This is a genomic window from Stenotrophomonas sp. S49 (assembly GCF_016624905.1).
Lineage (GTDB): Bacteria > Pseudomonadota > Gammaproteobacteria > Xanthomonadales > Xanthomonadaceae > Stenotrophomonas.
Genome location: NZ_JACVUD010000084.1, coordinates 1 through 19,477, shown reverse-complemented (window position 1 = coordinate 19,477; position 19,477 = coordinate 1). Strand labels below are relative to the sequence as shown.

Annotated in this window: 17 protein-coding genes and 2 pseudogenes; 15 read left to right on the top strand and 4 right to left on the bottom strand. The window is 67.6% G+C overall.

The genetic code is table 11. The features are described from left to right. The 5 genes and pseudogenes from IAE58_RS15945 to IAE58_RS15925 form a co-directional block, all read left to right on the top strand. Positions 1-184 (top strand): annotated as a pseudogene (locus IAE58_RS15945) (hypothetical protein); the annotation flags it as partial. Between the two features lie 58 nt (positions 185-242). Next, complete coding sequence (locus IAE58_RS15940) at positions 243-1,514, top strand: TolC family protein (protein ID WP_199933124.1); 1,272 nt, start codon at positions 243-245, stop codon at positions 1,512-1,514. A 155-nt stretch (positions 1,515-1,669) separates the two neighbouring features. After that, positions 1,670-2,482 (top strand): annotated as a pseudogene (locus IAE58_RS15935) (efflux RND transporter periplasmic adaptor subunit); the annotation flags it as partial. Between the two features lie 19 nt (positions 2,483-2,501). Further along, positions 2,502-5,669 (top strand): CusA/CzcA family heavy metal efflux RND transporter, encoded by a 3,168-nt coding sequence (locus IAE58_RS15930; protein WP_199933141.1) that lies wholly within the window; start codon positions 2,502-2,504, stop codon positions 5,667-5,669. Positions 5,670-5,835: 166 nt separating this feature from the next. Further along, positions 5,836-6,522, top strand: coding sequence for a hypothetical protein (locus tag IAE58_RS15925; protein WP_199933144.1), 687 nt, complete (start codon positions 5,836-5,838; stop codon positions 6,520-6,522). A gap of 6 nt (positions 6,523-6,528) precedes the next feature. Here the strand turns inward: IAE58_RS15925 and IAE58_RS15920 are convergent, their stop codons facing one another. Beyond that, a complete protein-coding gene (locus IAE58_RS15920; RefSeq protein WP_199933123.1) occupies positions 6,529-6,927 on the bottom strand; it encodes a RidA family protein in 399 nt (132 codons plus the stop codon). 109 nt (positions 6,928-7,036) lie between these two features. Between IAE58_RS15920 and IAE58_RS15915 the strand changes: the two genes are divergently transcribed. Continuing rightward, positions 7,037-7,930, top strand: coding sequence for a LysR family transcriptional regulator (locus tag IAE58_RS15915; RefSeq protein ID WP_199933122.1), 894 nt, complete (start codon positions 7,037-7,039; stop codon positions 7,928-7,930). 146 nt (positions 7,931-8,076) lie between these two features. Beyond that, entirely contained in the window at positions 8,077-8,586 is a 510-nt protein-coding gene (gene dnaQ, locus IAE58_RS15910; protein WP_199933121.1) for a DNA polymerase III subunit epsilon, read from the top strand. A gap of 89 nt (positions 8,587-8,675) precedes the next feature. Here the strand turns inward: dnaQ and IAE58_RS15905 are convergent, their stop codons facing one another. Continuing rightward, positions 8,676-9,179: a hypothetical protein gene (locus IAE58_RS15905; RefSeq protein WP_199933120.1), complete on the bottom strand. Its 504-nt coding sequence runs from the start codon at positions 9,177-9,179 to the stop codon at positions 8,676-8,678. A gap of 510 nt (positions 9,180-9,689) precedes the next feature. Further along, positions 9,690-10,928, bottom strand: coding sequence for a glycosyltransferase (locus IAE58_RS15900; RefSeq protein ID WP_199933119.1), 1,239 nt, complete (start codon positions 10,926-10,928; stop codon positions 9,690-9,692). Positions 10,929-11,210: 282 nt separating this feature from the next. On the opposite strand from IAE58_RS15900, the gene rpmB reads away from it, so the two are divergent. The 6 genes from rpmB to IAE58_RS15870 all read left to right on the top strand — a co-directional run bounded on the left by rpmB (position 11,211) and on the right by IAE58_RS15870 (position 17,426). After that, complete coding sequence (gene rpmB / locus IAE58_RS15895; protein ID WP_005411638.1) at positions 11,211-11,447, top strand: 50S ribosomal protein L28; 237 nt, start codon at positions 11,211-11,213, stop codon at positions 11,445-11,447. 10 nt (positions 11,448-11,457) lie between these two features. Continuing rightward, the gene (gene rpmG, locus IAE58_RS15890) at positions 11,458-11,625 is read left to right on the top strand and encodes a 50S ribosomal protein L33 (RefSeq protein ID WP_170272460.1); all 168 of its coding nucleotides are present in this window, start codon (positions 11,458-11,460) and stop codon (positions 11,623-11,625) included. Positions 11,626-11,898: 273 nt separating this feature from the next. Continuing rightward, positions 11,899-13,317: a cardiolipin synthase gene (gene cls / locus IAE58_RS15885; protein ID WP_108757539.1), complete on the top strand. Its 1,419-nt coding sequence runs from the start codon at positions 11,899-11,901 to the stop codon at positions 13,315-13,317. Between the two features lie 30 nt (positions 13,318-13,347). After that, on the top strand, positions 13,348-14,769 hold the full coding sequence (locus IAE58_RS15880) for an FAD/NAD(P)-binding protein (RefSeq protein ID WP_199933118.1): 1,422 nt from the start codon (positions 13,348-13,350) through the stop codon (positions 14,767-14,769). Between the two features lie 9 nt (positions 14,770-14,778). Next, positions 14,779-16,971 (top strand): DNA helicase II, encoded by a 2,193-nt coding sequence (uvrD, locus tag IAE58_RS15875; protein WP_199933117.1) that lies wholly within the window; start codon positions 14,779-14,781, stop codon positions 16,969-16,971. 128 nt (positions 16,972-17,099) lie between these two features. Then, positions 17,100-17,426, top strand: a complete 327-nt coding sequence (locus tag IAE58_RS15870) for a low molecular weight protein tyrosine phosphatase family protein (RefSeq protein ID WP_199934789.1) — start codon at positions 17,100-17,102, stop codon at positions 17,424-17,426. 86 nt (positions 17,427-17,512) lie between these two features. On the opposite strand, the gene IAE58_RS15865 is transcribed toward IAE58_RS15870, so the two are convergent. After that, entirely contained in the window at positions 17,513-18,178 is a 666-nt protein-coding gene (locus tag IAE58_RS15865) for a hypothetical protein (protein WP_233615087.1), read from the bottom strand. 98 nt (positions 18,179-18,276) lie between these two features. Between IAE58_RS15865 and IAE58_RS15860 the strand changes: the two genes are divergently transcribed. Together IAE58_RS15860 and IAE58_RS15855 are read left to right on the top strand one after the other, a co-directional pair. Continuing rightward, positions 18,277-18,831: a hypothetical protein gene (locus tag IAE58_RS15860; protein WP_199934788.1), complete on the top strand. Its 555-nt coding sequence runs from the start codon at positions 18,277-18,279 to the stop codon at positions 18,829-18,831. Between the two features lies 1 nt (position 18,832). Then, positions 18,833-19,387 (top strand): SUKH-4 family immunity protein, encoded by a 555-nt coding sequence (locus tag IAE58_RS15855; protein ID WP_199934787.1) that lies wholly within the window; start codon positions 18,833-18,835, stop codon positions 19,385-19,387. Positions 19,388-19,477 lie beyond the last annotated feature (90 nt).

The window sequence follows — 19,477 nt, the reverse complement described above, 5'->3', positions numbered from 1 at the left end:
CGCTCGCCTGCTGCACGCGCTGGTGCATTGCGGGCACTGCCACGGCCAGGGCGGCGTCTTGCCGTTCGCATTGGCCAGCTGGGAACTGCCGCTGCCGCCGTCGGCCGCCGCGCCGACCACGATCGACACCGACGGCCGTCCCGCGCCGCTGGAATCGCTGTTGCGTCCTCCGATCCAGGCCTGATCCATCGCCCGCCGCGCGCGGGCTTCCGATCCTGTCCTGAGATTTCCGGAGTATTCCCATGTGGATCCGCCTGGCCGCTGTCGCGGCCCTGGCGATCGCGCCGTGCGTGCATGCGCAGGCGCCGTCGTCGCTTGACCCCCTGACCCTGGACGCGGCCGTCGACCGTGTCGCCCGTACCCATCCCGACCTGCGCCTGCCCACCCTGCAGCGCCGGGCCGCCGAAGCCCGCCTGGACGGCGCCGCCCTCACCCCCGCGCTGGTGCTCGGCGTGGAACTGGAGAACGTGCTGGGCACCGACAGCACCCGCGGCTTCGATGCCGCCGAAGCCACCGTCACCCTGGCCGGCGTGCTGGAGCGCGGCGGCAAGCTGGACGCGCGTCGTGCCGTGGCCCAGGCCAATCTGGACGCGCTGGCGCCGCAGCGCGAGATCACCCGCCTGGACCTGCTGGCCGAAACCGCGCGCCGCTACCTGGCCATCAGCGCGGCCGAACAGCAGCGCCGCATCGCCATGGACGATATCGAGCAGCGCCGCCGCGCAGTGGCCGCCGCGCGTTTGCGCCTGCAGGCCGGTGCCTCGCCAGCGTCCACGCTGCTGACCGCGCAGGCGGCACTGGCCCAGGCCGAACTGGATCGCGACCGCAGCCTGCAGGCGGCACGCGCTGCGCGCATGGCGCTGGCGGCGCTGTGGAACGCGCGCGAAGTGGATTTCGACGCCATCACCGGCGACCCCTTGCAACTGCCCGCGCTGCAGGATTTCCAGCAACTGGCACAGCTGCTGCAGCGCACGCCGGAACTGGCGGTGATCGCCACCGAAGCACGCGTGCGCGAAGCGCAGCTGCAGCTGGCGCGCAGCCAGCAGCGCAGCGACCTGTCCTGGCAGCTGGGCGTGCGCCACATGCGTGACAGCGGCGACAGCGCCTTGCTGGCCGGCTTCAGCATGGCGCTGGGCAGTGCGCGCCGTGCGGCGCCGGAGATCCGCGCCGCAGAAGCCGAACTGGCCCTGAGCGTAGTCGAGCGCGAGGCCCGCGCGTTGCAGCTGTACGCCACCCTGGCCGAGGCGCACGGCCGCTACGAAACCGCCCGGCTGGAAGTGCAGCGCATGCAGCGCGACGTGCTGCCGCAACTGCAGAAGGCCGAAAAGGCCGCCGAAACCGCATGGCGCGCCGGTGCCATCAGCTACCTGGAATGGGCCCAGCTGCAGGCCATGCGCATTGAAGCGCGGCAGCGCCAGTTGGATGCCGCGCTGTCGGCACAGTCCGCCCTGATCGAAATCCAGCGCCTGAGCGGACAACCGCTGCTGGCCGCCTCTGCTGAAGGAGCCCTGCCATGAAGGCTGTCACCTCCCTGATCCGCCTGGCCACCGTGGCCGCGCTGCTGGCCGCGCTGAGCGCGTGTGGCAACGGCGGCCCACAGGCCGCGTCGCCTGCGGACGATGACCACGATCACGCCGAAGGCGAAGCCGCGCATGCCGACGATGCGCCCGAGCGCACTACCATCACCGCCGCGCAGGCGGCCGAGGCGGGCATCGTCAGCGCCGCAGCGGGCCCCGGCACCATCGCCGACGAACACGACGTGCAGGGCCTGCTGGCCCCGGTCGACGGGCGCAGCGCACAGGTCACCGCACGCTTCCCGGGCCCGGTGCGCGCGCTGCGCGCGAACGTGGGCGACCGCGTGCGCGCCGGCCAGCCGCTGGCCAGCATCGACAGCAACCTCAGCTTGACCACCTACAGCGTGGCCGCGCCGATCAGCGGCGTGGTGCTGTCGCGGCAGGTGCAGGTGGGCGCCATGGCGGGCGAGGGCCAGGTGCTGTTCGAGATAGGCGATCTGTCGCAGCTGTGGGTGGACCTGCACATCTTCGGTGCCGATACCCAGCACATCACCGCCGGCGTGCCGGTTACCGTCACCCGCATGACCGATGGCGTCAGCCAGGTCACCACGCTGGAACGCGTGCTGCCCGGCACCGCCACCGCCAGCCAGAGCACCGTGGCGCGCGCCAGCGTGGACAATGCCGATGGCCTGTGGCGGCCAGGTGCGGCGGTGCGCGCGCGCATCGTGGTGGCCAGCACGCCGGCCGATATCGTGGTGCCGCTCAGCGCGTTGCAGACCCTGGACGGCAAGGACGTGGTGTTCGTGCGCGAGGGCGACACCTATACCGCGCGACCGGTCACCCTGGGCGCGCGCGATGCGCAGCAGGTGGCAGTCAGCGGCGGGCTGCGTGCCGGCGAGCAGGTGGTGGTGCAGCAGAGCTACACGGTGAAGGCCGACATCGGCAAGGCGGGTGCCAGCCATGAGCACTGACCCCAACGCCCGCCACGGGTTGCTGGAACGCATCATCGCCGCGGCCATCCAGCGCCGCTGGCTGATGCTGGGCCTGACCCTGGTGCTGGTGGCGGTCGGTATCTGGAGTTTCACCCGGCTGCCGATCGACGCCACCCCGGACATCACCAACGTGCAGGTTCAGGTGAACACCGCCGCGCCCGGCTATTCGCCGCTGGAAAGCGAACAGCGCATCACCTACGCGGTGGAAACGGCGATGGCCGGCCTGCCGAAGCTGGACCACGTGCGTTCGCTGTCGCGCTACGGCCTTTCGCAGGTCACCGTGGTGTTCAAGGACGGCACCGACCTGTACTTCGCCCGCCAGCAGGTGGCCGAACGCCTGCAGCAGGTGCGCTCGCAGATTCCGGCCGGGCTGGACCCGCAGCTGGGGCCGATCGCCACCGGCCTGGGCGAGATCTTCATGTACACCATCGACGCCGATCCCAAGGCACGCAAGCCCGACGGCACGGCCTACACCGCCACAGATCTGCGCACGCTGCAGGACTGGGTGATCCGCCCGCAGCTGCGCAACGTGCCGGGCGTGACCGAGGTCAACACCATCGGTGGTTTCCAGCGCCAGGTGCACATCACCCCGGATCCGGCGCGGCTGCGCGCGCTGGGCTTCAGCCTGGACGACGTGGCCGAAGCCGTGCAGGCCAACAACCAGAACGTCGGTGCCGGCTACATCGAACGCAATGGCCAGCAGTTCCTGGTGCGCATTCCCGGCCAGGTGGCCGATCTGCAGGAGATCGGCAACATCGTGCTGGACCGCCGCGAAGGCGTGCCGATCCACGTGCACGACGTGGCCAGCGTGGCCGACGGCCCGGAACTGCGCAGCGGCGCGGCCACCCAGAATGGCCACGAAGTAGTGATGGGCACCGTGGTGATGCTGGTCGGTGCCAACAGTCGCGAGGTCGCGCAGGCCGCGGCCGCTCGCCTGCATCAGGCGCAGGCCAGCCTGCCAGCGGGGGTGACCGTTACCGCCAGCTACGACCGCACCGCGCTGGTCGACCGCACCATCCAGACCGTGGCGCGCAACCTGCTGGAAGGCGCGCTGCTGGTGATCGTGGTGCTGTTCCTGCTGCTGGGCAACGTGCGTGCCGCGTTGATCACCGCGGCGGTCATTCCCCTGGCCATGCTGTTCACCCTCACCGGCATGGCCCGTGGCGGCGTGTCGGCCAACCTGATGAGCCTGGGCGCGCTCGACTTCGGCCTGATCGTCGATGGCGCGGTCATCATCATCGAGAACTGCCTGCGCCGCTTCGGCGAACGCCAGCATGAGCTGGGCCGCGACATGACCGTGGCCGAACGCTTTGCCGAAACCGCCAGCGCCACCGCCGAAGTGATCCGCCCCAGCCTGTTCGGGCTGGGCATCATCACCGCGGTGTACCTGCCGATCTTCGCGCTTACCGGCGTGGAAGGAAAAATGTTCCACCCGATGGCGATCACGGTGGTGCTGGCGCTGACTGGCGCCATGCTGTTGTGCCTGACCTTCGTGCCGGCCGCCATCGTGCTGTTCCTGGGTGGCCGCGTGCAGGAACAGGAGAACCGCCTGATGGCCTGGCTGCGGCGGCGCTACCAGCCGCTGTTGGCGTTCACCCTGCGCCGCGGCCGCTGGGTCGCCGTAGGCGCCGTGGTGCTGGTGCTGGGCTGCGGCGCCCTGGCCACGCGGCTGGGCAGCGAATTCGTGCCCAGCCTGGACGAAGGCGATGTGGCCATGCATGCCATGCGTATTCCCGGCACCAGCCTGGCGCAGTCGGTGCAGATGCAGGTGCAGATTGAACGCCGCCTGCTGCAGGTGCCGGAAGTGGCCAAGGTGTTTTCCAAGATCGGTACACCGGAAGTGGCGTCCGACCCGATGCCGCCCTCGGTGGCCGACACCTTCATCATGATGAAGCCCCGCAGCCAGTGGCCCGACCCGCGCAAGCCGCGTGCAACGCTGTTGGCCGAGCTGGAGCGCACGGTGGAATCGCTGCCCGGCAACAACTACGAGTTCACCCAGCCGATCCAGATGCGCATGAACGAGCTGATTTCCGGCGTGCGTGCTGATGTGGCGGTGATGCTGTACGGCGATGACCTGGACACCCTGCGCAACGTCGGCCAGCGCCTGCAGCGCGTGGTTGCGGCGGTACCGGGCGCGGCCGATGTGCGGCTGGAAGAGACCACCGGCCTGCCGCTGCTGACCGTGCTGCCGGATCGGCAGCGGCTGGCCGGCTATGGCTTGAACCCCGGCCAGGTGCAGTCCACCGTGGCCACCGCCGTGGGTGGGCAGGTGGCCGGGCAGCTGTTCGAAGGTGACCGCCGCTTCGACATCGTGGTGCGGCTGCCCGAAGCACTGCGCCAGGACCCGGCCGCCTTGGCCGATCTGCCGATTTCGCTGGAACCGGCGCTGGCCAGTGACAACGGCGATGAACTGAGCCGGGGCGTGGCCGCGGGCAGCGGTGCACCGCGCACCGTGCCGCTGCGCGAACTGGCCCGCATCGAAACCAGCGAAGGGCCGAACCAGATCAACCGCGACAACGGCAAGCGCCGCATCGTGGTCACCGCCAACGTACGCGATCGTGACCTGGGCAGTTTCGTGGCGGACCTGCAGCAGGCGGTGCAGGGCAGGGTGGAACTGCCGGCCGGCTACTGGATCGACTACGGCGGCAGCTTCCAGCAGCTGATTTCGGCCAGCCAGCGCCTGGCCGTGGTGGTGCCGGTCACGCTGCTGCTGATCTTCGTGCTGCTGTTCTGGGCGTTCGGATCGGTGCGTGATGCGGCCATCGTGTTCAGCGGCGTGCCGCTGGCCCTGACCGGCGGCGTCCTGGCGCTGGCGTTGCGCGGCCTGCCGTTGTCGATCTCGGCAGGCGTGGGTTTCATCGCCTTGTCGGGCGTGGCGGTGCTCAACGGGCTGGTGATGATCAGCTTCGTGCGCCACCTGCGCGAACAGGGCCTGCCCCTGCTGGATGCGGTGCGCGAAGGCGCGCTGGGGCGCCTGCGCCCGGTGCTGATGACCGCCCTCGTCGCCTCGCTGGGCTTCGTGCCGATGGCCTTCAATGTCGGTGCGGGTTCGGAGGTGCAGCGGCCACTGGCCACCGTGGTGATCGGCGGCATCGTCTCGTCCACGCTGCTGACCCTGCTGGTGCTGCCGGTGCTGTACCGCTGGCTGCACCGCCGCGAGGCCTGACCGGAGGGGGCAGATTCCTTCCGCAGGAAGGGCTCTGACCCCATCCCCTCCAGCGGCTTCCGCTGGCTGCCGACCCCTGCCGCAGGTAATTGCGCCGACACCACTGCCTGGTTGCGCCGCCGTGCACCATCGGTGAGGATCAGGAATCGCCACCAAGGACGGAACGATGTCTGCACGCGCTGCCGCAGCCGGTCTGCTGCTGGTCCTGGCCAGTCCGGCTGCATTCGCCGCCGGGGATGTCTACGTCGAGTTGCTGTGGGCGCCGACGCCCGCAGATGCGATCGCACGGTCGGTGGCCTACCAGTTCGTTGCCGATGGCCAGCATGACCATCGCATCTGCGTTGCCGCCGGTGGAGAGGACGCCGATGTGGGCGGGCTGGAGCTCACCATTCGTGATGCCAAGGGCGTTCGCATCTCGCACGTACGGCATGCCGGTTTCCATGGCCGGAAAACGTGTTTCCCTGCGGACATCGGCGCCGCAGGGGCAGCCGGCATGTGGACAGTGGATGCCACGCTTGGCGACGGCCGCACCGGCAGAGCAGACGTTCGCGTCGATCACCGCCTGGAGGACTCCCCGCTGTACCTTGGGCACGACGGACCCTACGTTGCGGGTCGCCCAAACTACGATCCGTCCGTTCCGGCGGCCGAATGGGTGGGCAAGCTGGTCTGGGCAACGGACGTGGATGCCGAAGGCAGAGTGACCCACGTTGAAGTTGAAATGGCCGAAGGTGTTGGCGAACGCCTGCGTGCGCGTGCATTGGCCGCCGGCTGGTTGAACCGGATCGGTCCCGACCCGGCGCGTGCGACGCAACCTTTGCGTTGGCGCCGCACACTGGAATTTGCCGCAGAGTGATTCGTACTACTTGGGTGCGGGCAGCTTCGCAATCACCTTGATCTCGAACTGGAACCCATACAACCAGGTCACGCCGATGCCGGTCAGGGTCGGGTGCGGCGCCTGGCCCCAGTACTCGGGCACGATCGCCCAGGCTTTCTCGAAATTCTTTTCCGGATCGACCAGAAACACCGTCACGTCGATCACATCGTCGAACGTGCAGCCGGCGGCTGCCAGCACGGCATTGAGGTTGTCGAAGGCGCGGCGCACCTGGGTTTCGAAGTCCGGCTCGGGCGAGCCGTCTTCGCGGCTGCCGACCTGGCCAGACACGAACAGGAAGCCATTGGACCGGATGGCCGGCGAGTAGCGGTTGCGCTCGTAGAGGGCCTGGCGACCGGCGGGGAACACGACATCACGCTGTGACATGGGGACTATCCCGTGGAAGAGAGGGCCATCCTCCTCGCCAAGGTTGTCTGGATAAACCGCGATAATCGGCCTAGATTGATTGCCGATCCCAAACAATCGCGGGCCGCCCATGGACCGATTCGAGGCAATGCGGGCCTTCGCCCGTGTGGTGGAAACCGGCAGCTTCACCCGCGCCGCGCACACCCTGCAGGTCAGCCGCACCACGGTCACCCAGCTGGTGCAGCAGCTGGAAGCGCACCTGCGCCTGCGCCTGCTCAACCGCACCACCCGGCGTGTCAGCACCACCGCCGATGGCGCGGCGTACTACCCGCGCATCGCCCGTTTGCTGGCCGAACTGGAGGCGGTGGAAGGCGGCCTGGGCGAGGCCGCCAGCCAGCCGCGCGGGCGCCTGCGCATCGATGTGCCCGGCCCCTATGCACGGCTGAGGCTGGTGCCGGCGCTGGCGGATTTCCATGCACGCTACCCGGAGATCCAGCTGGACATCGGGGTGAGCGATCGCGAAGTGGATGTCATCGCCGACAACGTGGACTGCGTGATCCGCGGCGGCACGCCGGCCGACCCGGCGCTGGTGGCACGGCCGCTGGCCAGCCTGCCGCTCGGCTTCTACGTCAGCGCTGCCTACCTGCAGCGCTTCGGCGCGCCCGACCACCCGCGCGCGCTGGAAGGGCCGAACCATCACGTGGTCGGCTTCCTCAGCCCGCGCAGCGGTCGCGCGCGGGTGTTCAGCGCCCGCCGTGGTGATGAGCGCATCGAGGTGCAGGGCCGTTACACGGTGGGCTTCGATGATGGCAACGCCTATCTGGCGGCCGGTGTGGCCGGGCTGGGCGTGGTCGCCCTGCCCAGCTACATGGCGCAGCCGCACGTGGCCCGCGGCGAACTGCGGCCGGTGTTGCAGGACTGGCAACTGCCCGCCATGCCGATGCACGTGATGTTCCCGCCCAACCGGCACATGAGCCAGCGCCTGCGGGTGTTCATCGATTGGGTGGTGGAGGTGCTGGGGTGACGCCCTTGTAGCGTCGAGCGTTGCTTGACTGCTTCTGCTCGGCGTCACAGCCTCCCGACCGTAAAGGATTGCAACTGTTCCTAGGTCGATGTCGTCAACCTTCGTGCGACCATTCCCGGCACGCCACAAAGGAAATCGATCGCCCCATGAGTCGTATCGTTGCACTGGACACCGAAACCACCGGCCTGTCGCACAAACAGGGCCATCGCATCATCGAAATCGGTGCGGTGGAAATGATCGACGGACGAATCACGGGTCGCCAGTTCCACACGTTCCTGCAGCCACAGCGTCGCGTTGACCCTTTCGCACAACGTGTGCACGGCATCAGCGACGCCATGCTGGTCGGCAAGCCGTTGTTCTCCAGCAAAGCGGTCGAACTGCTTGAATTCCTGCGTAGCAGCGAACTGGTGGCCCACAACGCCACGTTCGACGTCGGCTTCCTGGACCATGAGCTTCGCCTGGCCGGCCACACGGTGGCCCTGGCCCACCATTGCCGCGTGACCTGCAGCCTGAAGATCGCCCAGCAGCGCTGGCCGGGGCAGCCCAACAAGCTGGATGACCTGCTGCGACGCCTGGGCATTCCCGGCGAGCGCGGCCTGCACGGCGCGCTGAAGGATGCACATCTGCTGGCCCAGGTGATTCCGCACCTGCGTTGAGTTGGCCTGAAGCACGGGTCAGAGCCAGCGTCTGTCGACGCGGGATCCGACCTCATCGGGAAGCCGTGACGACACCCGTGTGCCTGACGCTACGCCTCTGCAGGGCAGTGCAAGCACAAGTTGTCGTCATGCACGCGATTGAACCTGCAGACATGTTCTATGTGTTGCCGCGCTTCGGGGGATAACCAGCCAAGCACTTCCACCAGGTGCCGGTGTCTATCACGCAGATCCTGATGGAAGGTGATGGGTTCATGGTGGAAAACGCGATTCCGCAGAGCGCGCGCGCCTTCGACCCGACGTTGAACCTTTGCTCTGGTTCTCCAGGATTTGGGAACGCCAGGTAGAACCGTGCCGAGGAGGGCAGGCCACGCTGCCCGTCCTCCATGTTCATAGGCGAAGTGAAACATCCCGCACCAGAAGCCGAACCCGAGTTCTGCAACGACTCGATCCGGATCATGGGGCTTGTTGCGCTTCGAAAGCGTTGCTTTTGCCTCCAGGACCATGCGTGCATGGTTCGCATTGAGCCAGGCCTGCGCATACCAATCGCGCGCCCCGAAGTGCTGGCTGAAAGCGTTGTGAATGCTGTTGCGCATCACGACTTCCAGCATATGAAGCACTGGATACAGGGCCTCGCACAGAAGCATGTTTCTGGAGTGCCTTGCTACGGCCTCAATGCCCGTATTTCCGTATGAGTGGGCTACCGATGTCACTGGCTGAGGCTGGGCGACAGTGGCGGATGCCTGGTGGGGCTTCAGAGCTCCAGCCAGCGCGGAGCCCAGCGCGCCAACGGGTGCTTGGTTGACGGGATCGATCACAACTGCGGCGGCGGGTGGATCTGGCAATCCGTAGGGTGCCAATCTGGTCGATGACACTGCCGCTACCAACCCGTCAGCGATCTTCACATCAATGAGCGATGCCCAATGCGGACTCTTGAACACGGTGTGATCTTCCCCTAGCATCGGCAGCGCATACCCCGGCAAGCTCCTCTCCTCACATGCTTCACGTGAGTGATGGGTCCGGGGTTTTTTTTGTCCGCCAGCTTTCCCTGTGCTGTGTCCACCCCGGCATTTCATAGGCTGGGCAAGGGGGCTGGCAGAGCCCTTTCAACGTTCTACAGCAACGTCAGGCGGGGGGTAAGGTCGATTTCCGTCAATCGCGGCGACGGCGGTGGCCACGCCATCTTCGCTGGCCATCGCTGCACCCAGTGCAGCGGCACGTGCGCGCGATTCCGGGTCTTCGGCGAACGCGATGGCCGTCGCCAGCGTGGCCGCATGCAAGCGCTTCGGCGACAGTGGTGCTGGCGCAACACCGAGCGTCTGCAGGCGCCGCGCCCAGAAAAACTGATCGGCGGCGAAGGGCATCACCAGCGAGGGAATACCCGCGCGGCAGGCCGAATGCGTGGTGCCGCTGCCACCGTGATGGATGGCCAGCGCGCAGCGCGGGAACAGCGCTTCATGCGGTGTCGGGCCAACGACGAACACGTTCGCCGGCAGGTCGCCTGCAGGCAGGCCCGCCCAGCCGGGAAACAGCAGCACGCGGCGCGGTGCCAGAGCCTGCAGCAACGCCGGCAGCACGCGCTCGCGGTCGAAGCCGGTCATGCTGCCGAAGCCCAGGTACACCGGTGGCGGACCGGCATCAAGGAAGGCCCGCAGGTCTGGTGGCGGCAACCACGGTTGCTCTGGCATCCGCCATTGCCCGCACACCACGTGGTCGGCCGGCCAGTCCGGCGGCGGCGGCAGCAGCTGCGGAGAAATGCCGTACAGCATCGGCAGGCCGGTCCACAGCGTGCGGCGCGGAGCTTGGCCCAATGCGGCACGCGCCGCATTGATCGGTGTGCGGAAAGTGCGCCAGACCGCCTGGTTGACCAGCCCGTAGCTGGCCCGGCGCAGGAACCCGGGCAGCGGCAGCGGCGGCAGGAAGGGGGATGCAAAGGCCCGCGTCGGGGTGAGCGGGATCATGCCGGTGCCGATGGCTGGCAGGTCGTGCCGCTCGGCCACGCTCAAGCCCACCAGGGCGGCCAGACCGCCCGTCAGTATGGCGTCGCAGCCTGCGGCGGCCGCATCGGCCTGCGCCATCCAGGCCGGCACGTGGCGGCCGGCCATCCGCGCCAGACCGCGCGAGGCGGCAGCCAGGTTGTTGCCGCGTGCCACCAGGGCCACCACCTCATCATGGATGTCGCCCTCCAGCGCCGCGTGCGGCACGCCCAGGTCGCGCGCAGTCGCCAGCGTGCCCTGTTCGGCCAGCAGCATCACCTCGTGGCCCGCCTGGCGCAGCCCGTGGCACAGCATCACCAGCGGCCGGGTGTCGCCTTCGGTGCCATAGGTCAGGGCCAGCAGTCGCATCGAAGGGCTCGAGGGAGGGGCCGCCAGTATGGGCAGACCCGGCATGAACACGGCGTGCCACGTTCAGCCTTTGCCCTGTGGACAACTTGCGCAAGTGATTGAAAGCCTGCATAATGCGCGGCTCGCTGTGTCCGGTTTCGTGCCGGGCGGCGCCCCCGGGAGCACGTCCCCGGCCGCCCAACGCCAGCGTAACCCTTTGATTCTCTTGACGTGTGGTGGGCAACCACCGAGGCCGCCGTCTCCCGGGCTACGGGCTGACACAATTAACTATCGAGGTGCGCAATGTCCCGCGTATGCCAGGTTTCCGGCAAGCGAGTGCAGACGGGTAACAACGTCTCGCACGCCAACAACAAGACCCGTCGTCGTTTCCTGCCCAACCTGCACGAGCGCCGCTTCTGGGTTGCCAGCGAAAACCGCTGGGTGAAGCTTCGTGTTTCCGCGCATGCACTGCGCACCATCGACAAGAACGGCATCGATTCCGTTCTGGCTGAGCTGCGTGCGCGCGGCGAAAAGGTCTGAGGAGTAGACGATCATGGCAGGCAAGCGCGATAAGGTCCGTATGATTTCGACCGCCGGTACCGGTCACTTCTACACGACCGACAAGAACAAGAAGAACACCCCGGGGAAGATGGAATTCTCCAAGTACGATCCGGTCGTGCGCAAGCACGTCCCGTACAAGGAAGGCAAGATCAAGTAATCCGCAAGGGTTGCTGATCGCCTCCGGAAAAACCCGCCCTTGTGGCGGGTTTTTTCATGCCCGGCGCCCGGTGGGTGCGTACCCCGCACGGGTAGGTGCCAACCTTGGTTGGCACATTCGCCCCGCCGGGTAGGTGCCAACCTTGGTTGGTACATTCACCCCGCCTGGTAGGTGCCAACCTTGGTTGGCACACCGCTTCCAAGCAGTCGAGCAAGCTCGACTCTACACACCCTGCTGGGCAGAATGGCTGCACACCTCCCGACGGGCGACGCGATGCTGTTCGAGTGGCTGCTGGGCTCCTACCTGCTGTTGATCGACTGGCTCATCCGCCTGGTCGCGCTGTGCTGGATTCCCACCCGCACCACGCCGGGGGCCGCACGCAGCTGGCTGCTGCTGGTCGGCTTCGTGCCCTTGCTGGGCCTGCCGTTGTACCTGCTGTTCGGCCACCCCTGGCTGTCGCGCGAACGCATCCGCCGCCAGGCCGAGGCATCGCTGGTCATCCGCGAAGAGCAGGCGTTGCAGCGGCGTCTGCGCTGGGTGCCGCAGCCCGACACCGCCACTGCCGAGATCGTGCCGCTGGTGCAGCGCCAGGGCGACTTCATGCCGGTGCACGGCAACGCCGTCGATCTGCTGACCGACTACGACGAATCGCTGCACAGCCTGATTGCCGATATCGACCAGGCCGAAGACCGCGTGCACCTGCTCTACTACCTGATGTTCGATGACGCCGTGGGCGAGGCCATCGTCGAAGCCCTGCAGCGAGCCGCCGCGCGTGGCGTGCAGTGCCGCGTGCTGCTTGATGCCGTCGGCGCCAAGCGCGGCCTGCGTGCCTACCGCAAGCGGCTGCAGGCACGCGACGTGGAAGTGCGCGCGATGCTGCCGGGCGGCCTGCGCTGGCGCCGCAGCGGCCGCATGGACCTGCGCAACCACCGCAAGATCGCAGTGATCGACAACGAAGTGGCCTACGTGGGTTCGCAGAACCTGGCCGGCCCGCAGTTCGTGCCCGGCCACCCCAATCGTGAACTGGTGGCGCGCGTGCGCGGCCCGGCGGTGGCCCATCTGGAAGCGGTGTTCGCCAGTGACTGGTACATGGAAACCGGGCAGCGCCTGGAGGTGATCGCCAACGTACCGGTGTGCAGCGACGACATCGCCACCCAGCTGCTGCCCAGCGGCCCGGCCTACCCGTACAGCAATGCGCGCGATGCCGTGGCCGCGCTCATCCACCTGGCACGGCGGCGACTGGTGATGGTGACCCCGTACTTCGTGCCCGACGAGGCGACCCTGAGCGCGCTGCGCATCGCCGCGCTGTCGGGCGTGCAGGTGCAGTTGATCCTGTCGGCCAGCAACAACCAGCGGCTGACGTCCTGGGCGCAGGAGGCGTACTACGACGAACTGCTGCGCTGTGGCGTGCAGATCGCGCTGTACGAACCGCAGTTCCTGCATGCCAAGCACATGAGCGTGGACGAAGACATCGCGGTGCTGGGCTCGATCAATATGGATATCCGTTCGTTCGCGCTGAACGCCGAGATCGGCCTGATCTGCTACGACCGCCCGTTGGTGAAGCAACTGTGCGCGATCGAAGACGACTACCTGCGGCAGTCGACGCTGCTGGACCTGGAGCAGTGGCGGCAGCGGCCGGCGTGGCGGCGCAGCCGTGAAGGCATCGCACGGCTGGCCGATGCGCTGATGTAAACGGACGCGTTGGCGCGGGGCATGGCGACCATGGCCTACAATCCCCGCATGACTGATTCCGCGCGAACCGCTGAAGCGGACCTGGCGATCATCGGTGGCGGCGCCGCCGGCGTACTGGTGGCCCTCCACGTGCTGCAGCAGGCCCGGCAGCCGCTGTGCATCACGCTGTTCGAGCCGGCCTCGCAGCCGGCGCAGGGCATTGCCTACTCCACACCGTGGCCGGAGCACCTGCTGAACGTGCCGGCGGCAAAGATGAGCGCATTCCCGGAACAGCCCGGCGATTTCCTCGATTACCTGGAAGCGGCCAACGCCTACCCGGGTGAAGCACGCGATGTGCTGGGCGAGCGCTATGTCTGCCGCCATTACTTCGCCAGCTACCTGCAGCAACGCCTGCAGCAGGCCGCTGCGGCCAGCCCGGCGCACGTGCAGGTCATCGTCCAGCCGGTGCTGGCCCTGCAGGTGGATGCACACGGCTGCCAGTTGCAGCTGGGCGATGGGCAGGTGCTGCGCGCCGAGCAGGCGGTGCTGGCCACCGGCAACAGCATGCGCCCGCTGCCGGTGCCCGGCGCCGACGCATTGCCGGCCGATGCGGTGGTCGAAGCTTGGGATTACGACGGCGTGCGGACCCTGGCCGGTACGCAGGCATTGGCCATCGTCGGCTCGGGCCTGAGCATGGCCGATACCGTGCTGGCCCTGGTGGCTGCCGGCCATCGCGGTCCGCTGCATGTCATTTCCCGTCATGGCCTGCTGCCGCTGCCGCACGACCATGGCGCGCTGCCGAGCTTCGATCCCGCCAGCCTGCTGCCGCTCACGTTGCGCCAGCGGCTGCGCGTACTGCGCCAGCACGCCGGTGAACTGCAGGCCGCCGGGCAGCCGTGGCAGGGCGTGATGGACCGCATCCGCGCCCACGGGCAGGCCCTGTGGTGCAGCCTGGATGCAGCCGACCAGCGTCGCTTCCTGCGCCATGTGGTGCGCTACTGGGACGTGCATCGTCATCGCATTGCCGAAGACATCGATGCGCAGCTGCAGGCGCTGCTTGCCAGTGGCCAGCTGCAGATCCACCGCGCACGGTTGCAGCAGGTGCGCCAACAGGACGGCGCCCTGTTGCTGGGCGGGCGCAGCGCTGACGGTGCTGACCAGGCCTGGGCCGTGGCCGGCATCATCAATGCCACCGGCGTGGAAACCCGCGCCACCGCCCTGCGCAACCCCTTGCTGCAGCAGCTGCTGGCCGATGGCGTGGCACGACCGGGACCGCACGGGCTGGGCCTGGACAGCAGCGTGCCCGGCGATCGCCTGCACGACGCGCAGGGCCGGCCGCAGTCGCGGCTTGGCGTGCTGGGCAGCCTGCGCATCGGCAGCCTGTGGGAAAGCCTGGCCGTGCCTGAACTGCGTCAGCAGGCGCAGGCGTTGGCCGCGCAGGTGGTCGCAGGGCACGCGACCGCGATGCCGTAAAATGGGGGCATGGATGTCTCCCACCTGCTTGATGGCCTGAACCCGGCCCAGCGCGACGCCGTCTCTGCTCCCCCTGGCCACCACCTGGTGCTGGCCGGCGCCGGCTCGGGCAAGACCCGCGTGCTTACCCACCGCATCGCCTGGCTGCATGAAGTCTTCGGCGTGCCCACCCACGGCATTTTCGCGGTCACCTTCACCAACAAGGCGGCCGGTGAAATGCGCCACCGCATCGACGCGCAGCTGCCCAACGGCAGCCGCGGCATGTGGATCGGCACCTTCCACGGCCTGGCCAACCGCCTGCTGCGCCTGCACTGGCAGGACGCCAAGCTGCCCGAAGGCTTCCAGGTGATGGATTCGGACGACCAGCTGCGGCTGGTCAAGCGCGTGGTGCAGGCGCTGGAAATCGACGACAGCAAGCACCCGCCCAAGCAGATTGCGTGGTGGATCAACGAGCAGAAGGACGAGGGGCGCCGCCCGCAGCACATCCAGCCCGAGCCGCACGATGCGTGGCTGGAAACCATGCGCCAGGCCTACATCGAATACCAGGCGCGCTGCGACCGCGCCGGCCTGGTCGACTTCGCCGAACTGCTGCTGCGCGCTCACGAACTGCTGCGCGACAACCCGGCCCTGCTGGCGCATTACCGCGCCCGCTTCCGCGAAATCCTGGTGGACGAATTCCAGGATACCAATGCCATCCAGTACGCCTTCGTGCGCGTGCTGGCCGGGCACGAAGGCCACGTGTTCGTGGTCGGTGACGATGACCAGGCCATCTACGGCTGGCGCGGTGCCAAGGTCGAGAACGTGCAGGGCTTCCTGCGCGATTTCCCCGGCGCGCAGACCATCCGCCTGGAACAGAACTACCGTTCCACCGCCAACATCCTGGGCGCCGCCAACGCGGTGATCGCGCACAACCCGGACCGCATCGGCAAGGAACTGTGGACCGACAGCGGCGATGGCGAGCCGATCGATCTGTATGCCGCGTACAACGAAATGGACGAGGCGCGTTACATCGTCGAACGTGCCCGCCAGTGGGTGCGCGACGGCGGCAGCTACAACGAAGTGGCCGTGCTCTACCGCAGCAACGCGCAGTCGCGCGCGCTGGAAGAAGCGCTGCTGAGCGAACAGGTGCCGTACCGCGTGTACGGCGGCATGCGCTTCTTCGAACGTGCGGAAATCAAGGACGCGCTGGCCTACCTGCGCCTGCTGTCCAACCGCAATGACGATGCCGCCTTCGAGCGCGCGGTGAACACGCCCACCCGTGGCATCGGCGAACGCACGCTGGACGAAGTGCGCCGCGAAGCACGTGCGCAGGGCCTGTCGCTGTGGGAAGCCACCATGCTGGTCACCCAGGGCAGTGCGCTGGCCGCCCGCGCACGCAACGCGCTGGCCGGCTTCCTGGTGCTGGTGAACGAGCTGCAGGCACAGACCCTGCACATGACCCTGGCCGAGCGCGTGGACCACATCCTGTCGCGCTCGCAGTTGCGCGAGCACTGGAGCAAGGAAAGCCGCAACTCGCTGGATTCGGAATCGCGCACCGACAACCTGGACGAACTGGTGTCGGTGGCCTCGCGCTTCGTGCGCCGTGCCGATGACATCGAGGAAGTGGGCGAGGAGATGGACGAGCTGGTCGCCTTCCTGGCCTACGCCGCGCTGGAGGCCGGAGAAGGCCAGGCGCAGGCAGGCGAGGAGGGTGTGCAGCTGATGACCCTGCACTCGGCCAAGGGCCTGGAGTTCCCGCTGGTGTTCCTGGCCGGCATGGAAGACGGCCTGTTCCCGAGTGCGCGCTCGCTGGAAGAAAGCGGGCGGCTGGAAGAAGAGCGCCGCCTGGCTTACGTGGGCATTACCCGTGCACGGCAGAAGCTGGTGCTGTGCTACGCCGAGTCGCGGCGCATCCACGGGCAGGACAACTACAGCCTGCCCTCGCGCTTCCTGCGCGAAATCCCGCGCGAACTGCTGCACGAGGTGCGCCCGAAGGTGCAGGTCTCACGCCCGGCCTCGCTGGGCAGCAGCCGGGTGATGGGCCACGCCTCGATCGAGGCGCCGCCGCTGAAGCTGGGTGCCCTGGTGACCCATCCCAAGTTCGGCGAAGGCATGGTGACCGACTATGAAGGCAGCGGCGCGCACGCCCGCGTGCAGGTCGAATTCGCCGATGCCGGCAGCAAGTGGCTGGTGATGGCCTACGCCAACCTGACGGTGATCTGATCACCGTCGGGGTCAGATCCCTCCCGCGGGAGGGATCTGACCCCTCTGCGAACTCCTGTAGAGTCGAGCTTGCTCGACTGCTCTGCGCGTTCAGTCGAGCAAGCTCGACTCTACAACCGCAGAATCCCATGACCTGCAACGTGCTCTTCCTCTGCAGCCAGAACCGCCTGCGCAGCCCCACGGCCGAGCAGGTGTTCGCCGATTGGCCCGGCATCGAAACCGCCTCGGCGGGCTTGCTGGCCGACGCCGAGGAAGTGCTCAGCCCCGAGCTGCTGCAGTGGGCCGACCTGGTGTTCGTGATGGAAAAGGCGCACCGCAACCGGCTGTCCAGCCGCTACAAGGCATGGCTGAACGGTAAGCGCGTGATCTGCCTGGATATCCCCGACGACTACGACTACATGGACCCGGTGCTGGTGGAACTGCTGAAGCGCAAGGTGCCACAGTTCCTGCGCTGAGCGTGGGAACGTCCCGTAGAGTCGAGCTTGCTCGACTGCCCCTACGAAGAGCAGTCGAGCAAGCTCGACTCTACGGATCGGGCGCCTCAGTCCTGCGCCTTCGAGCCCGACGCGGCATCCTGCTCGGACATCGACTGCTGCAGGCTGCTGGTGAAGTTCTTCACCGCGCGCTCCAACGCGATCTCCCAGTTCTCGCGCGAGACGATCTGGAAAATGTTGGCGCCGTGGCCGGTGGCCGTGAAGGTTCGGGCCTGACCGTCCTTGCGGGCGGTCACATCGACCGCTATGTCGGCCAGCATCTGCTGGGTTGAAGATGCGGCACGCCAGAAGTTCATCGGCATCTTCACCGAGAAATCGGTCAAGGTTGCCTCCAGTTCCGTGCAGGTGCCCGTGCACTGGTCTGTCGTGCGGTAGCCCATGTTGCGCAAGGCCTGGATCATGATCTCGCGCGCCTTGTCCGGGGCGGTGGACGACTCAAGGGACACCAGCACGCCATTGTTGCCGCGGATGACGCCACCGATGCTCTGCGGGCGCTCCGCAGCCGCCACCTGCGGGAAGTACGTCGTGCGCCCATCGCGCACCGGCGCGACGACGACCACCGGGCCCTGCTCGGGATTGACCCGGATGTCAGGCACGTTCACGCGCACGACTTCGGTGCGGATGCCGCAGCCCGTGAGCACCAGCAGCAGTGTGGCTGCAATGATCGACTTCATGAATTCCCCCTGTTGGAATGATGTTTCTGTACCGCGCATTATCGCGTGGCCGACGGGTCCCGGGGGGGCCTCGCCGAAACAGCAGTCGAGCGAGCTCGACTCTACAATGGGCGGTGACATCTTCCAGGAACGCCGCCATGACCGAACCCACGCTGCACGTCACCGTTACCTTGAACGCCAAGTTGCAGCCCGAACACCGCCACGAGCTGTTCGAGGACCCGCTGGATGCGCTGCTGCAGGCGGCAGGGATCGGTGAGATCACCGGCGGCGGCACCGCGATCTCCGACGAGGGGGAAGTGGAGTACGGCGATATCGAAATCGCGCTGAACGACGCGGCCGGCGTGCCCAAGCTGGTTGACCTGCTGGAACAGCTGGGCGCACCGAAGGGGTCCAAGGTGCAGGGCGCGGGTGAGGCCGATCGCAGCTTTGGCGTCACCGAGGGGCTGGGCATCTACCTGGACGGTCTGAACCTGCCGGACGAGGTGTACGAGCAGTGCGATTCGAACCATGTGTTCGAGCAGCTGTCCGAGCGCATCGATGGCCTGGGCGAAATCTGCAGCTGGTGGCAGGGCCCGACCGAAACCGCGCTGTACATGTACGGCCAGTCGTTTGCCGCGATGCAGGCGGCCATTGCCGAGTTCGTTGCCAGCTACCCGCTGTGCCAGAACGCGCGCATCGTGCAGATCGCCTGATATGAGCACGACCATCATGGATGATGCCGCTGCCGGCGGCGATCACACGTCGCTGGTGGTGACCCACTTCCGGGAAATGTTGATGGCCTTGCTGCCGGCCATGCCCGTCGAGCTGATCCAGGAAGAGCCGGATCTGGCGGACCTGTACGCCTTCCAGTGCCACCGGCTGGAAGGGCTGCCGAGCTGGCTGGAAGCGCGCGCGCGGCAGCTGCTGAGCGAGCAGGGCCTGCCGCGCCAGGCAGCGCCCTTTCTTTCATTCTTCGATGGCGAGCGGGCAGGCGAGCTCTCTGCCAGCCTGCCGGCCCCTGGCCTGGCCATCGGCCACGACGGCGGCGGCAACCTGCTGGCCATCGATGCAGGCAGCGGTGAAGTGGTGATGTGGGACCACGACAACGGTGACGCACGCGTGTTCGTCAACCGCGACCTGCTGCATTTCGCCGCCTGCCTGTGCGAGTTTCCGTACTTCGTGGAGGACCCGGCCGGGTTCCTGCCGGTCGTCGCGGACATCGATCCGCAGGCAGCAGCGGAAGGCAGCTTCTGGCGCGACGAACACTGAATCTGTGTACCGTTTGTAGCGTGGGGGGGGGGGGGGGGGGGGGGGGGGGGGCCGGGGCCCCGGGGGGGGGGGGCCCCCCCCGCGGGGGCC

Bases quoted from the DNA above. Each gene is read 5' to 3' on its own strand.
- IAE58_RS15900 (WP_199933119.1), bottom strand. From the start codon at position 10,928: ATGCGACTGCTGGCCCTGACCTATGGCACCGAAGGCGACACCCGGCCG.
- cls (WP_108757539.1), top strand. From the start codon at position 11,899: ATGCTGTTCGAGTGGCTGCTGGGCTCCTACCTGCTGTTGATCGACTGG.
- IAE58_RS15865 (WP_233615087.1), bottom strand. From the start codon at position 18,178: ATGCGCGGTACAGAAACATCATTCCAACAGGGGGAATTCATGAAGTCG.
- dnaQ (WP_199933121.1), top strand. From the start codon at position 8,077: ATGAGTCGTATCGTTGCACTGGACACCGAAACCACCGGCCTGTCGCAC.
- uvrD (WP_199933117.1), top strand. From the start codon at position 14,779: ATGGATGTCTCCCACCTGCTTGATGGCCTGAACCCGGCCCAGCGCGAC.
- IAE58_RS15920 (WP_199933123.1), bottom strand. From the start codon at position 6,927: ATGTCACAGCGTGATGTCGTGTTCCCCGCCGGTCGCCAGGCCCTCTAC.
- IAE58_RS15915 (WP_199933122.1), top strand. From the start codon at position 7,037: ATGGACCGATTCGAGGCAATGCGGGCCTTCGCCCGTGTGGTGGAAACC.
- IAE58_RS15925 (WP_199933144.1), top strand. From the start codon at position 5,836: ATGTCTGCACGCGCTGCCGCAGCCGGTCTGCTGCTGGTCCTGGCCAGT.
- IAE58_RS15905 (WP_199933120.1), bottom strand. From the start codon at position 9,179: ATGCGCAACAGCATTCACAACGCTTTCAGCCAGCACTTCGGGGCGCGC.
- rpmB (WP_005411638.1), top strand. From the start codon at position 11,211: ATGTCCCGCGTATGCCAGGTTTCCGGCAAGCGAGTGCAGACGGGTAAC.
- IAE58_RS15860 (WP_199934788.1), top strand. From the start codon at position 18,277: ATGACCGAACCCACGCTGCACGTCACCGTTACCTTGAACGCCAAGTTG.
- IAE58_RS15870 (WP_199934789.1), top strand. From the start codon at position 17,100: ATGACCTGCAACGTGCTCTTCCTCTGCAGCCAGAACCGCCTGCGCAGC.
- IAE58_RS15855 (WP_199934787.1), top strand. From the start codon at position 18,833: ATGAGCACGACCATCATGGATGATGCCGCTGCCGGCGGCGATCACACG.
- IAE58_RS15940 (WP_199933124.1), top strand. From the start codon at position 243: ATGTGGATCCGCCTGGCCGCTGTCGCGGCCCTGGCGATCGCGCCGTGC.
- IAE58_RS15880 (WP_199933118.1), top strand. From the start codon at position 13,348: ATGGCCTACAATCCCCGCATGACTGATTCCGCGCGAACCGCTGAAGCG.